Annotated in this window: 12 protein-coding genes; 3 read left to right on the top strand and 9 right to left on the bottom strand. The window is 58.1% G+C overall.

The features are described 5' to 3' along the window. The 3 genes from MYY08_RS07990 to hxpB form a co-directional block, all read right to left on the bottom strand. On the bottom strand, positions 1 to 449 hold a 449-nt coding region (locus tag MYY08_RS07990; RefSeq protein WP_288013882.1), incomplete at its 3' end, for an SDR family NAD(P)-dependent oxidoreductase. Between the two features lie 23 nt (positions 450 to 472). Continuing rightward, the gene (gene kduI / locus MYY08_RS07995) at positions 473 to 1309 is read right to left on the bottom strand and encodes a 5-dehydro-4-deoxy-D-glucuronate isomerase (protein WP_038626394.1); all 837 of its coding nucleotides are present in this window, start codon (positions 1307 to 1309) and stop codon (positions 473 to 475) included. 257 nt (positions 1310 to 1566) lie between these two features. Continuing rightward, positions 1567 to 2238: a hexitol phosphatase HxpB gene (hxpB, locus tag MYY08_RS08000; RefSeq protein WP_038626392.1), complete on the bottom strand. Its 672-nt coding sequence runs from the start codon at positions 2236 to 2238 to the stop codon at positions 1567 to 1569. Between the two features lie 158 nt (positions 2239 to 2396). Here hxpB and MYY08_RS08005 point away from each other — a divergent pair, with 158 nt between their 5' ends. After that, positions 2397 to 2933 carry a YniB family protein gene (locus MYY08_RS08005; protein ID WP_288013883.1) on the top strand — a complete coding sequence of 179 codons (537 nt, stop codon included), beginning with the start codon at positions 2397 to 2399 and terminating at the stop codon, positions 2931 to 2933. 15 nt (positions 2934 to 2948) lie between these two features. Here MYY08_RS08005 and MYY08_RS08010 read toward each other — a convergent pair whose 3' ends face one another. Together MYY08_RS08010 and ghoS are read right to left on the bottom strand one after the other, a co-directional pair. After that, the gene (locus tag MYY08_RS08010; protein ID WP_288013884.1) at positions 2949 to 3833 is read right to left on the bottom strand and encodes a fructosamine kinase family protein; all 885 of its coding nucleotides are present in this window, start codon (positions 3831 to 3833) and stop codon (positions 2949 to 2951) included. 84 nt (positions 3834 to 3917) lie between these two features. Further along, a complete protein-coding gene (ghoS, locus tag MYY08_RS08015) occupies positions 3918 to 4217 on the bottom strand; it encodes a type V toxin-antitoxin system endoribonuclease antitoxin GhoS (protein ID WP_038626385.1) in 300 nt (99 codons plus the stop codon). 202 nt (positions 4218 to 4419) lie between these two features. On the opposite strand from ghoS, the gene MYY08_RS08020 reads away from it, so the two are divergent. Continuing rightward, a complete protein-coding gene (locus tag MYY08_RS08020) occupies positions 4420 to 5514 on the top strand; it encodes an ABC transporter substrate-binding protein (RefSeq protein WP_052134015.1) in 1095 nt (364 codons plus the stop codon). Positions 5515 to 5779: 265 nt separating this feature from the next. Continuing rightward, on the top strand, positions 5780 to 6541 hold the full coding sequence (locus MYY08_RS08025; protein ID WP_038626383.1) for a DUF481 domain-containing protein: 762 nt from the start codon (positions 5780 to 5782) through the stop codon (positions 6539 to 6541). 70 nt (positions 6542 to 6611) lie between these two features. On the opposite strand, the gene MYY08_RS08030 is transcribed toward MYY08_RS08025, so the two are convergent. The 4 genes from MYY08_RS08030 to fdhF are packed head-to-tail and all read right to left on the bottom strand — an operon-like array spanning position 6612 to position 12379. Beyond that, a complete protein-coding gene (locus tag MYY08_RS08030; protein ID WP_084970241.1) occupies positions 6612 to 7556 on the bottom strand; it encodes a cytochrome d ubiquinol oxidase subunit II in 945 nt (314 codons plus the stop codon). Then, positions 7553 to 8926, bottom strand: a complete 1374-nt coding sequence (locus MYY08_RS08035) for a cytochrome ubiquinol oxidase subunit I (RefSeq protein WP_288013885.1) — start codon at positions 8924 to 8926, stop codon at positions 7553 to 7555. The genes MYY08_RS08030 and MYY08_RS08035 overlap by 4 nt, the downstream gene beginning before the upstream one ends. Beyond that, positions 8919 to 9407, bottom strand: a complete 489-nt coding sequence (locus MYY08_RS08040; protein WP_038626377.1) for a helical membrane plugin domain-containing protein — start codon at positions 9405 to 9407, stop codon at positions 8919 to 8921. The genes MYY08_RS08035 and MYY08_RS08040 overlap by 8 nt, the downstream gene beginning before the upstream one ends. Beyond that, positions 9407 to 12379: a formate dehydrogenase subunit alpha gene (gene fdhF, locus MYY08_RS08045; RefSeq protein ID WP_084970243.1), complete on the bottom strand. Its 2973-nt coding sequence runs from the start codon at positions 12377 to 12379 to the stop codon at positions 9407 to 9409. The genes MYY08_RS08040 and fdhF overlap by 1 nt, the downstream gene beginning before the upstream one ends. Positions 12380 to 12423 lie beyond the last annotated feature (44 nt).

Raw genomic sequence — 12423 nt, forward strand, 5'->3', positions numbered from 1 at the left:
TGGAAAGAGAGCATCGAGGCGATATTGATAATCTTGCCGCCGTTGCCCTGCTTAATAAACTGACGCGCCACCGCCTGCGACATAAAGAATACCGTTTTGCTGTTGATATTCATCACGTCGTCCCAGTCTTTTTCGCTGAACTCAATCGCGTCCTGACGACGGATGATGCCAGCGTTGTTCACCAGAATGTCGATGCGGCCAAAAGCCGCCACCGCCTGTTCCACCACCTGCGGAATGCAGCTGCTGTCCATCAGATCGGCATTAATGTTGACGAAGCGGCGGCCGGTCGCTTCAACCAGACCCGGCGTGTCGTCGGCGCCGGAGTGGTTCACGCCGACAATATCGCAGCCCGCCTGCGCCAGCCCGACGGCCATGCCCTGGCCCAGACCGGTGTTGCAGCCGGTGATCAGCGCGACTTTGCCTTCCAGATTAAATGCATTGAGAATCATGAGTTCGCTTCCTTCTGTCACCATTAACGCAGTTCACTGACTTTGACGTGATCCATATCGTCAAACACCTGGTTTTCACCCACCATACCCCAGATAAAGGTATAGCGTTTGGTGCCGACGCCGGCGTGAATCGACCAGCTGGGAGAGATCACCGCCTGTTCGTTATGCACCAGCAGGTGACGCGTCTCCTGCGGCTGGCCCATCATATGAAACACCGCCGTTTCATCATCCATATCGAAGTAAAAATAGACTTCCATACGGCGTTCGTGGGTATGGCAGGGCATGGTGTTCCACAGACTGCCTTCATCCAGTTTGGTGAGGCCCATGGTCAGCTGACAGGTGGGCAGCACGTCCGGCACGATAAATTTGTTGATGGTGCGGCGGTTGCTGGTGGCGGCGTCGCCCAGCGTCGTGGGAGAGGCTTCCTCCAGCGTGATTTTCTTGTCGGGATAACGCGTATGCGCCGGCGCGCTGTTGTAATAGAACTTCGCGGGACGGCTGGCGTCGATGCTTTTAAACACCACGGACTGCGCGCCCATGCCGACATAGAGCGCCTGCTCGTTGCCGATCTCCCAGGCTTTGCCGTCAACCTCGATCAGGCCCGGCCCGCCGATATTGATTACGCCCAGTTCGCGACGCTCCAGGAAGTAGCTGACGCCGAGCTGCTTGCCCACTTCGCTGCCGATGGCGACGCTGTTGCTGACCGGCATCACGCCGCCGACGATAATGCGGTCGATGTGGCTGTAGGTCATGGTGTAATTATCGGCATCGAAAATCTTTTCGATGAGGAATTCACGCCGCAGGCCAGCTGTATCAAGCTGACGGGCATGGTCGCTGTGAATGCTTTGACGGACTTGCATGTCGATGCCTCTCTGACGTTACAAACGTGTAAAGGTGATGTGTAACCTGTGTCGTGAGCAGCATGATAGGCCCGACGGGAACGCAATTCAATAAAAATGAAATGCTGTTTTATTTATTTTGTATGCTGGATCATATTTGCGAGAAAAAGTCCCGGCGGCTTATCTGAAAACGGGGCAGAGCGGAGGAGAGGCTGATTACCGGCTGCGCTGAAAAGAAAATCCCGCCTGTCTTGCGGCAGACGGGAACAGAAAGACGATTAATAACCTTTGAGATGCTGCGGGGTTAACGCAACAAGCGAATCGAGTTTGACATCGGCCAACGCCCAGCGCGGATCATCGCGGTACTCTTCCGCAGGCACCACGATAGATCGCATACGCGCCGCTTTGGTAGCGATCATGCCGTTAAAGGAATCCTCCAGCGTCACGCAGTTTAACGGATCCACGCCCAGCTGGGCGGCAGCGTCGAGATAGACCTGCGGATGCGGTTTGCTCCAGGGCAGCGATTCCGCCGAAGCCAGCGTGTCGAAATAGTCGCGCAGATTAAACAGCGTCAGTACTTTCTCCAACATATGCAGCGGCGAAGCTGAGGCCAGACCTACTTTCAGCCCCTGCGCCCGGCAGAGCTGCAGCGCCTGCTCTACGCCCGGCAACAGCGGTTTTTTCTCTTCTACCAGATTGATGGCGCGCGCAATGATGCGATCGGTGACTTCCTGTTGGCTCGGCCCGCTCCACGGCAGCGTTTCATACCACATGCGCACCACCTGATCGATACGCAGCCCCAGCGTATCGGGCAGTTCGCTCCGGCGCGACAGATCCACATTCAGGGTGGCAAATACGTCCAGTTCGGCCTGATCCCACAGCGGTTCAGAATCGATCAGCAGGCCATCCATATCAAATATTGCGGCCAGTACAGGTCGGGTATAGGTCATACAAAGCTCCGGTTGACAGTTTAATTCACCATAGCATGAAGACCATCAGCAGGCATGCCTGTCGAAGCAGGATAAAAGTGTTTGTCGGCGTTTTTTTCAGGCACATTTCACTGACAGCAGGTAGACTTACTGCCAGACAACAGGTGCAAGGAGAAACCATGACTTATCAACAGGCTGGCCGTGTCGCCATTATCAAACGCATGGTCGGCTGGATTATTTTTATTCCGGCTTTTATTTCCACGCTGGTATCACTGCTGAATTTCATGTTCAGACACAGCGAAAAGCGTCCCGGCATCGATGCGGTGCTGATGGATTTTATTCACGTGATGATCGATATGATCCGCTTTAACACGCCTTTTCTTGGCTTTTTCTGGCGCAATTCGCCGGTGCCCGATTTCAACGCTGGCAGTAATATCGCCTTCTGGCTGATCTATATTCTGATTTTTGTCGGCCTGGCGCTGCAGGCGTCCGGCGCGCGCATGTGGCGTCAGTCGCGGCATCTGAAAGAGGGCGTTGAGGATATGCTGATTCTGGAGCAGGCGCGGGGCAGCGAAGGCCGCACCCGCCAGCAGCTGGAAGAGAAGATAGTCGTGCCGCGACATACTATCTTCCTGCAAATTTTCCCGCTCTATATCCTGCCGGTGATTATCGCCATCGCAGGCTACTTTGTGCTGTCGCTGCTCGGCTTTGTCTGAGCGCGCCGCCGGGCCTCAGGCCCGGCTTTTTTCCCGCTCATCCCGTTCCAGCAGCGCGCCGACCGCGCGTTGCGCCTCCTCAAGCCAGCTGCCGCCAAACACGTTCGCGCGGTTAAGCAGATAGTAAAGCTGATAAACCGGCTGACGCTGTGGGTAATCTGACGGTAGCGGCCAGACCGACTGATAACCTTCCAGCACCTTTTCCGCCAGCGCGGGCGCATGGGAAAGCATCGCCAGTTCGCATTCACGATCGCCCCAGTAGCAGGCGGGATCGTAAATCCACGGGCCGCTGTCGCTGCCGGCGCAGTTGGCGGGCCACAGATCGCCATGCAGCAGCGAAGGCTGCGGATGATGCGTCGCCAGCGCGCGCTGAACGCAGTCGATAATCAGCTCGATATTGCCGTACTGAATCCCTTTTTCTGCCGCCAGCTGCAGCTGCCAGCCGATGCGCTGCTCTGAGAAAAAGCGCGACCAGCGTCGCTGCCAGCCATTAGGCTGCGGCATGCTGGTGATGTTGTTATCGAAATCGAGGCCGAAGTGAGGCTGTTCGCTCCACTGATGCAGGCGGGCAAGCTGCTGGCCGAGCAACAGAGCGCTCTCCGGTTGCAGCGGCCGTACCGGAATATATTCCAGCAGCAAAAAGCTGTAGTCGCGATCGCTGCCGATGCCGTAGACCTTCGGCACCCGCACTGTCCGGCTGCGCGCCAGCAGCGTCAGCTGATCCGCCTCGGAGGTAAAGGCGGGCAGCATCTCCTGGTCATTGCATTTTACAAATACCCACTGTTCGCCATAGCGAATGCGCCAGGCGGCATGGACTTCGCCAGCCGGCAACTCTACACGATGGCTGATTTCAGCGTTCCCTAACTGCTCACTCAACAGACGACTTATGGCTGACCACATGGGGTTATCCTCATTTTCGCTGCGTAATGATCATTTTAACGGGTAAAGGTTGCGTAAACCTGGCGCAAACGCACAGGCCGAACGTTATGACTTAAAACGGTTCTGCTGACGATATTCGTCGAAAGTTTGCACCTCGACTTCCGGCGTCGTCTCCAGCGTAGCTTCGCCCACGCCCAACGCCTGAGCGCGGATCTCCGCAGCGCTTTTCGCGCTGATGATGCCGTAGCTGTTGGTGCCCAGCTCGTGCGCATGGCCCTCATCGTCGTGCAGCGTGGTGGAAAAACCGGCGCCGGTCATGGCGCTGTTCAGTGCGAGACCGGCCGCCAGACCGGTATCCTGGTAACGAAAGGTAACAACATAACGGGTTACGCCTGAAGGAGCCATATTCACCTCATTGTTCCCGAAAGAATTTTCAGCTTAGACCACCTCTGTCAAAGGGGCGAGTCGATAATAAAAGCGGTTTGATAATGCAATTAATTATCATTACTATTATGGCGCTAACCTTATGAATAATAATCCAACAGGCGACGCCTGTAACAAGGAGAACGATGTGCATCGCGCGATTAAAGTTTCTGTTTCCGTTTTGATGCTGGCCGCTTCCGCCTCGGCCGTTGCGACAACTTATCCAATCACGCTGACGGATTTCGACGGACAGAAAATCACCCTGAAGAAGGAGCCTGAGCGCATTGTGGTGCAGGATGGCCGTGACATTCTGGCGTTGGCGCTGCTGGATCGGGCGAATCCTTTTCAACGCATCGTCGCCTGGAATAACCTGTTAAAGAAAAGCGATGGCGAAACCTGGCGGCTGATGCTGAACAAATGGCCGCAGGCGGCGCGCATTACCGATATGGGCTTCAGCGATAAAGGCGAAGTGAATCTGGAAAGCGTGATCGCGCAGCAGCCGGATCTGATGATTGCGCAGCTGCGATCCAAACCCTCCCTGACGCAGACCGGCGTGTTGGAAAAGCTGCGGCAGCTGGGCATTCCGGTGATGTTTATCGATACCTTTAACAATCCCGTTAAAGATGCGCCCGCCAGCATCACGCTAATGGGTGAAGCGCTTAACCGCGAGCAGGAAGCGCAGCAGTACACGCAATTCTACCAACAGCACTATCAGGCGATTCAGGAGAAAGTGCGCGCCGTTTCACCGAAGCCGCGCGTCTTTATCGAAGCCAAGGCGGGGCTGGGCGGCCTGGAGTCCTGCTGCTTTACGCATGGTCACGTTGGCTGGGGGGCGATGGTGGAAGCGGTCGGCGCCGCCAATATTGGTTCAGAGCTGTTGCCGGGCGCCACCGGCGACGTGTCGCTGGAGAAAGTGATCGCCATGAAGCCGGACGCTTATATCGTTTCAGGCTCACAGTGGGCGAGTAAAAATAATGCGGCGGTGCCGTTTGGCTACGGCGTGACCCAACAGCAGGTGGACCGCGCTTTTGATCGTATGAAGCAGCGTCCGGGCTTTGCCGAGTTGCAGCCGGTGAAAGAAGGGCGCTTCTACGGCGTATATCACAACTTCTACAACCATCCGTGGAATATCGTCGGCATCGAATATCTGGCGAAATTCATCTATCCGCAGCAGTTTGCGCAGCTTGATCCCGCAAACAGCTGGCATGAGATCGTCACCCGTTTTACCACCATTCCTGAAGGAAAGGGCGTATTAGGCGCGCAGGCGCCGCGATCCTGATAAAGAAGCACGCCGCTCGGCGTGCTTCTTATTGATAATTCATAGAAAATTCTATTTATTCCTGCCCTGATGCGCTTCGCCTGAATACCCTTTATAATGCGCGCCGTTAATAAGAAAATTCCCATTCGTAGTCCTTTCTCATCAGGATGTTTAGGAATTCGGGCTGTTTAACGCTTGTTTACAAAGTTTACGGTAAATGACGTTGATCGCCGCGTAAAACGCTTCAGACTCTCCCTTTTTAAAACTGTCGTACGGATCACACATAATGAAAGTGTTTAATAAGCTCTCTGTTGCGCTGCTGCTTTCTGCGGGCGCGTTTGGTCACCAGGCCATGGCTGATAACAATGTCTTTACCGTCATGGACGATCCTTCTACCGCCAAAAAAACCTTCGAAGGCAACGCGGCAGCAGGCTACCTGGCGCAGACCGGCAACACCACCAGCTCTTCGCTGACCGCGCAAACCAATATGACGTGGTATCAGCCGAACACGGCGTACAGTCTGTGGGGCAACGCCGCCAACACCTCCTCAAACGATGAACGCTCATCAGAGACCTATCAGATTGGCGGACGCACCCGTTACAATATGACCGATAACGACTATCTGTTCGGTCAGGCGAGCTGGCTGAGCGATCGATTCAACGGCTACGATTCCCGTGATGTGCTGGCTGCCGGTTATGGTCGTCAGGTATTGAACGGACCGGTACATTCGCTGCGCGTCGAATTTGGTCCGGGCGTGCGCTATGACGATTTCCACGACGGCGGCCATGAAACCCAGGGGCTGGGCTACGGCGCACTGAGCTATCAGTGGCAGATGACCGATACCACTAAATTTATTCAGGGCGTTTCCGTGCTGAGCAGCTTTAACGACAACACTACCGTTAACTCTGAGACCGGCCTGCAGGTTGCTATCAATGCGCACTTCGCGCTGAAGCTGGCTTACAATGTGACCTGGAACAACAATCCGCCGGAATCGGCATCAGAACACACCGACACCAAAACGCAGATTTTGCTCTCCTACGCGATGTAATGTTCCATACTGCAATAAAAACGGGCCGCCTGTCGCGGCCCGTTTTTTTGTCCTGTTGTCCTGCGCCGCTTCAGCGCACGCGCGCGCGAAATACCCAAAAGGCCCAGCTGTTATAGGCCAGCGTTACCGGCAGGACCACGGCGTAGCCGCTTAGCAGAAAAATTTGCGTCGCTGGCGCGGCGGCCGCCTGTTGAATAGTCAGTTTGCCCGGCAGCAGCCAGGGCCAGAGACCGGCGATCAACAATCCCCAGCAAAGCGTTACCAGACTGAGCGCCAGCATCAGCGACAGCATGGGACGGCGATAGCGCATTGCCGCCAGTAGCGCGACGAAGGCCAGCAGCAGCATCAGCAGCAGGATCTTGCCCGGCACACGCTGCCACGCCTGCAAAAAGGGGCGGCTGTCCAGCAGGTTGATGCCGATCAACAACGCCAGACTCAGCACCAGAAACAGCCAGGCAAGATGATGCGCCAGCACGATCTCCGGGCCTTTAACCCGCCACTGGATCCAGCAGCAGCCGCAAAGCAGACAGGCGGCGATCAGGCCAAAGCCGCACAAAACGGGATAGAGAGTAAGCCAGCTGAACGCGCCTTCCTGGAAACGCCCGCCGATCACCACGCCCGCCAGCGCGCCCTGAGTAAAGGTGGCGATAAGCGAGCTGAGGATATGGGTGATATCCAGCGTGCGGTGCCAGCGCGCATCAACATGGCCGCGATATTCCACCGCCACGGCGCGCATCACCAGCGCCATCAGCATAATAAACAGCGGCAGATAAACGGCGCTGAACAGCACGCTCCAGGCGACGGGAAAAAGCGCCAGCAGTCCGCCCGCCAGCAGCACCAGCCAGGTTTCGTTCGCGTCCCAGATCGGCAGAATAGTCGCGGTCAGCCTGCGGCGCGCTTCGCCGCCGCGGAAGAAAAACAGCAGCATCCCGACGCCGAGATCGGTGCCGTCCAGCAACAGATACATCAGCAGCGAAAACGCCAGCGTGGCAGCGGAAATATCGGCCAGCGTCATTGCTTACCTCCGGGCGCCATCTCCGGCGCCGGGCCCGGCTCGCCGACGCGCGTTTCACGGTTGGCGTAGCGCAACAGATAGCGCAGCCCGATATAGAACACCGTACCGTAGATAAGCAGAATGGCGCAGCCTGACGCGATAACCAGCCGGAAAGAGAGGGGAGAAACGCTGTCGGCAGTGCGCAGCAGGCCATAGACCGTCCAGGGCTGACGCCCCACTTCCGTCACCACCCAGCCCGCCAGCAGAGCGATAAAGCCCGCCGGCCCCATCAGCACGATGGATTTCAGCAGCCAGCGCGATTGCCACAGACGGCCGCGCAGCCGCTGCGTCAGCGCCGTCAGGCTAACGGCTATCATCAGCAGACCCAGCCCGACCATCACGCGAAAGGCGAAAAACAGCGGCGCCACCGGCGGAATATCCTGCGGCGGAAACTCACTGAGGCTTTTGATCTGCCCGGTCAGATTATGGCGCAGATAGAGCGAGCCGATAGCGGGTATTGCCACCTCCCAGCGATTGCGCTGTTGCTGCGCATCGGGCAGGGCGAACAGCCGCAGCGGCTCTCCCTGGCCTGGCGGCGGTCGATGCCAGTCGCCTTCCACGGCGGCGATTTTCTGCGGCTGATGCCGCAGCGTATTCTCGCCGTGCAGATCGCCGACGACCGCCTGCAACGGCGTCAGGATCACCAGCAGCCACAGGGGGATTGAGACCATCAGCCGCGCCCGCGGGTTTGCGACGTCGCGCAAAAGCTGCCAGGCGCCGACCGCCCCCACCATAAAGGCGGTGCCAATCAGCATGGCCAGCGTCATATGCGCCAGCCGCCAGGGAAAAGAGGGGGTAAAGATAATATCCAGCCACGACTGCGGCTGAAACCGCTGCTGTTCATCCAGTACAAACCCGGCGGGCGTCTGCATCCAGGCGTTCGCTGCCAGTATCCAGAAGGCGCTGATCAGCGCGCCGACCGCCACCAATACCGTGACCATAAAGTGCAGGCGCGGACCGATGCGCTCCATGCCGAACATCATCACGCCGACCATGCCCGCTTCGAGAAAAAAGGCGACCAGCACCTCATAGAACATCAGCGGGCCGATCAGCCCGCCGACCCGCTCAATAAAAGGCGCCCAGTTGGCGCCGAACTGAAACTCCATCACCACGCCGGAAACCACGCCAACCGCCACGTTCAGGGCGAAAATCTTGAGCCAGAAATGATAGACGTCGAGATAGCGCTGCTCCCGGCGCCAGAGCCAGACGCCCTCCAGCAATACCAGCCACAGCGACAGGCCAAAACTGAAGCCGGCAAGGATAATATGCAGGCCGATAGTCACCGCGAACTGCGCGCGGGAGAGCAGCAGCGTCAGTTCCGCATCAGGCATTACTGTCTTTACCGGTATAGGCGCTGATCGGTTTATCCGGCGTCGGCTGCTCCATCGCGCTGGCAAACGCTTTCAGGCCAGCCACCAGCGGCATCACCGCATGCCAAAGATCTTCATCATGCAACAGCTTCCAGGTGCCGCTGACGCCCGGCGCCACTTCATGATGCTGCTGCGCCTCCGCATGTAAATTAACGGCGTTGATCGCCGACTTCACGGCGAATACCGTTTTATGAAACTGTCCCGGCGGCATATCGCCCAGCGCCATCATCAGCGACGCCAGGTTTTGCATCGCGTTTTGCGAGCCGGGCTTATTCAGTCCGTCCACCAACACTTTGGCGATCTGCGTATTGGCTGAAACCACATCGTTGGCCAGGCGTAAAAAACCGTGGTGATGCAGGCTGTGCAGCAGCTCCTGCAAGGCATCCTGCGCGTCAGGGGCGGTTTTCGTGGGCGGCACTTCATAGTTCATACGTTCAGCCATTAAAATTTCTCCGGGTGTTGAGTATGTTCAGGCGGCAGGGTATAGCCCTCCTGACGCCATTTTTCTTCTATCGGCAGATGCGCCAGCGGGGTGCGCTTGCCATAACGGAAGTTCTGCGGCGGCAAGGCATCGGTCTGCGGCGGCCGCGCCAGCTTTTGCAGCCTGACGGCAATCTCTTTGTAGGCGGGCGTATTGACGTCAGGATCGTGATGCTCGCCGGTCAGGCCGTTTACGCCCGGCTTGCCGTGGTGAATAGGAATAAACAGCTGGTTGCCTGCGACGCGCTCGGTGATCACGACCGGTACCTGAAGCTCCCCGCGGCGCGACGCGATGCTGACCCAGTCGCCTGGACTGAGCTGACGCTCGGCGGCCAGCTGCGGGCTGACCTCCACGAACCCGTTCGGCGACAGCGACAGCATGCGGCCGCCGCGTCCGGTCTGGTTGGTGGACTGAAAATGTTCCAGCATGCGGCCGTTATTCAGCAGCAGGTCATACTCGGCGTCAGGCGCCTCAAGCGGTGGCTGCCATTCAATGGGCGTCAGCACCGCTTTGCCGTCCGGGAATTTAAAGCCGTCGGTATAAAGCAGCGGGGTGCTGCTGCCGTCCGGCTTCACCGGCCACAGCTGCGACTGCCAGCCGCTGAGGCGCAGGTAGTCGACGCCGGCGAAGATATCAGCGATGCCGGCCGCCTCGGCCATAATTTCTGCCGGGTGAGAGTAGTTCCAGGGATGGCCCAGACGCGCGGCGAGATCGGTCAGGATGCGCCAGTCGGGGCGGCTGTCGCCCAGCGGCGGCATCACTTCGTAAAAGCGCTGAATACGCCGCTCGGTATTTACGTAGGTGCCCTCTTTTTCCACGCTGGGGCAACCAGGCAGCACCACGTCGGCGAATTCGGCGGTGCGGCTCATAAAGATATCCTGCACCACCATAAACTCCAGACCGCTGAACGCCTCATGCACTTTGGTGGAGTCGGCGTCGGAGAAGGCGGTCTCTTCGCCGATGATATACATCGCCTTCAGCGTGCCTTCATGCGCGTGCTGCACCATCATAAAGTTATCGGAGCCAGCCTTGTCGGAGAGCGCCTGCGCCTCCACGCCCCAGGCGCGCGCCCATTTTTCGCGCACGGCGGGGTCGGTGACTTTCTCATAGCCAGGATAGACATTGCTCAGGCAGCCGAAGTCGCTGGCGCCCTGCACGTTATTATGACCGCGCATCGGGTAGCCGCCGGTACCGGGGCGACCGTAGTTGCCAGTGACCAACAGCAGATTAGAAAGCGCAGTGCTGGTATCGGCGCCGTGGCTGTGCTGGGTGATGCCCATCGCCCACAGCAGGCAGACGCGCTGCGCCTGGCCGATGGTTTCCGCCGCTTCGATCAGCTGCTCGACGCTCAGCCCGGTATGTTCGCTGGCGTAGTGCAGAGTAAACGGGTCCAGCGAGGCGCGATACGCTTCAACCTGATTGACTTTTTCGGCCAGGAACGCCTCGTCGGCGTAGCCATGTTCGAACATATAACGCGACATCGCCGAAGCCCACAGGCTGTCGCTGCCGGGCTTGATGCGCAGCCAGATATCGGCGCGCTCCGCCATTTCATTCATGCGCGGATCGACCACCAGGATTTTCTGTCCATGATGCTTTTGCGCCGCCTTGATGCGTGAAGCGATCACCGGGTGGTTCTCCGCCAGATTGCTGCCGACGATAATCACCAGATCGGCCTGTTGCAGATCCTCCAGCGTGCCGGCGTCGCCGCCGTAGCCGACGGTGCGGAACAGCCCTTCGGTCGCCGGGTTCTGACAGTAGCGTGAGGAGTTATCGACATTATTGGTGCCAAAAATCAGGCGGGCTATTTTTTGCGTCAGGTAGGCTTCTTCGTTGCTGCCTTTGCTGGAGCCGATAAAGCCTATACTGTCGCCGCCGTGCTGCGCGGCGATCTCTTTCATTCGTTGCGCCACCCGATCCAGCGCCTCGTCCCAGCTGGCGGGACGGAAGCGGCCGTTCTCCCTGATCAGCGGCGTGGTTAAACGCTGCGGACTGTTGACGAAGTCCCAGCCGAATTTGCCCTTAAGGCAGGTTGAGATACCGTTGACCGGCGCGTGAGCCACCGGCTGCACCTTCAGGATATGGCGGTCGCGCGTCCACATTTCAAAACTACAGCCGACGCCGCAGTAGGTGCAGACCGTTTTGGTTTTTTTGATCTCTTTCTGCCGCATCGCCATATCCATCATCGATATGCCGGTGATGGGCGGCGCGCCGATGGTATTCTCCAGCGTCTTGACCAGGTCGATCATCGGGCGCTTAAGATCTTCAGGCATGGCGGTGAATGGCCCCGCATTGGGCTGCATAGTCTTTTCCAACAGGGCGTTGCAGGGGCAGACGGTGACGCAGTGACCGCAGCTAACGCAGCTGGAGCCAGCGATCTGGGTGCCGCCGTCCCACAGCACGCGCGGATGGTCGGCCGTGTAGTCGATGGAGAGCGTTTCGTTGACCTCGACGTTCTGGCAGGCTTCTACGCAACGGCCGCACAAAATGCACTGATCCGGGTCGTAGGTGTAGAACGGGTTGCTCTCATCCTTTTGATAAGGTTTGCGCTGCCAGGGATAGTACTGAATCGGAATATGCATATCGGCGACGGTGTTATGCAGCGTGCAGTCGCCGGTGTTGTGTTCGCAGAGCGTGCAATAAAGTTCGTGGCGCGCCAGCAGGCGATCCATGCCTTCCTCCTGCGCCGCCTGTGCAGCAGGCTGGCGGCTGGAGATCTCCAGCCCCTCGTGCGTGCGCAGCGTACAGCCGCGCACCAGTTCGCCCTGATACTCCACCCAGCAGACATCACAGGATTGCAACGGCGGCAGAGCAGGATGATAGCAGACGTGCGGCAGGATTTTCCCCTGCGCCTGTAAAAAATCGATTAGCGGTACGTCGACATCGCCGCTCAACAGCTCGCCGTTATAGCGGATGGTACAGGTGTTTTGGCTCATCAGATGTTCTCACAATGACATTGCGCGTTGTCCACTTCCTGTGG

It is taken from the genome of Mixta sp., from assembly GCF_024610815.1.
Classification (GTDB): domain Bacteria; phylum Pseudomonadota; class Gammaproteobacteria; order Enterobacterales; family Enterobacteriaceae; genus Mixta; species Mixta calida.

Excerpts from the sequence above, each read along its gene's own strand:
- kduI (WP_038626394.1), bottom strand. The coding sequence starts at position 1,309 with ATGCAAGTCCGTCAAAGCATTCACAGCGACCATGCCCGTCAGCTTGAT.
- hxpB (WP_038626392.1), bottom strand. The coding sequence starts at position 2,238 with ATGACCTATACCCGACCTGTACTGGCCGCAATATTTGATATGGATGGC.
- MYY08_RS08005 (WP_288013883.1), top strand. The coding sequence starts at position 2,397 with ATGACTTATCAACAGGCTGGCCGTGTCGCCATTATCAAACGCATGGTC.
- MYY08_RS08010 (WP_288013884.1), bottom strand. The coding sequence starts at position 3,833 with ATGTGGTCAGCCATAAGTCGTCTGTTGAGTGAGCAGTTAGGGAACGCT.
- ghoS (WP_038626385.1), bottom strand. The coding sequence starts at position 4,217 with ATGGCTCCTTCAGGCGTAACCCGTTATGTTGTTACCTTTCGTTACCAG.
- MYY08_RS08020 (WP_052134015.1), top strand. The coding sequence starts at position 4,420 with ATGCTGGCCGCTTCCGCCTCGGCCGTTGCGACAACTTATCCAATCACG.
- MYY08_RS08025 (WP_038626383.1), top strand. The coding sequence starts at position 5,780 with ATGAAAGTGTTTAATAAGCTCTCTGTTGCGCTGCTGCTTTCTGCGGGC.
- MYY08_RS08030 (WP_084970241.1), bottom strand. The coding sequence starts at position 7,556 with ATGACGCTGGCCGATATTTCCGCTGCCACGCTGGCGTTTTCGCTGCTG.
- MYY08_RS08035 (WP_288013885.1), bottom strand. The coding sequence starts at position 8,926 with ATGCCTGATGCGGAACTGACGCTGCTGCTCTCCCGCGCGCAGTTCGCG.
- MYY08_RS08040 (WP_038626377.1), bottom strand. The coding sequence starts at position 9,407 with ATGGCTGAACGTATGAACTATGAAGTGCCGCCCACGAAAACCGCCCCT.
- fdhF (WP_084970243.1), bottom strand. The coding sequence starts at position 12,379 with ATGAGCCAAAACACCTGTACCATCCGCTATAACGGCGAGCTGTTGAGC.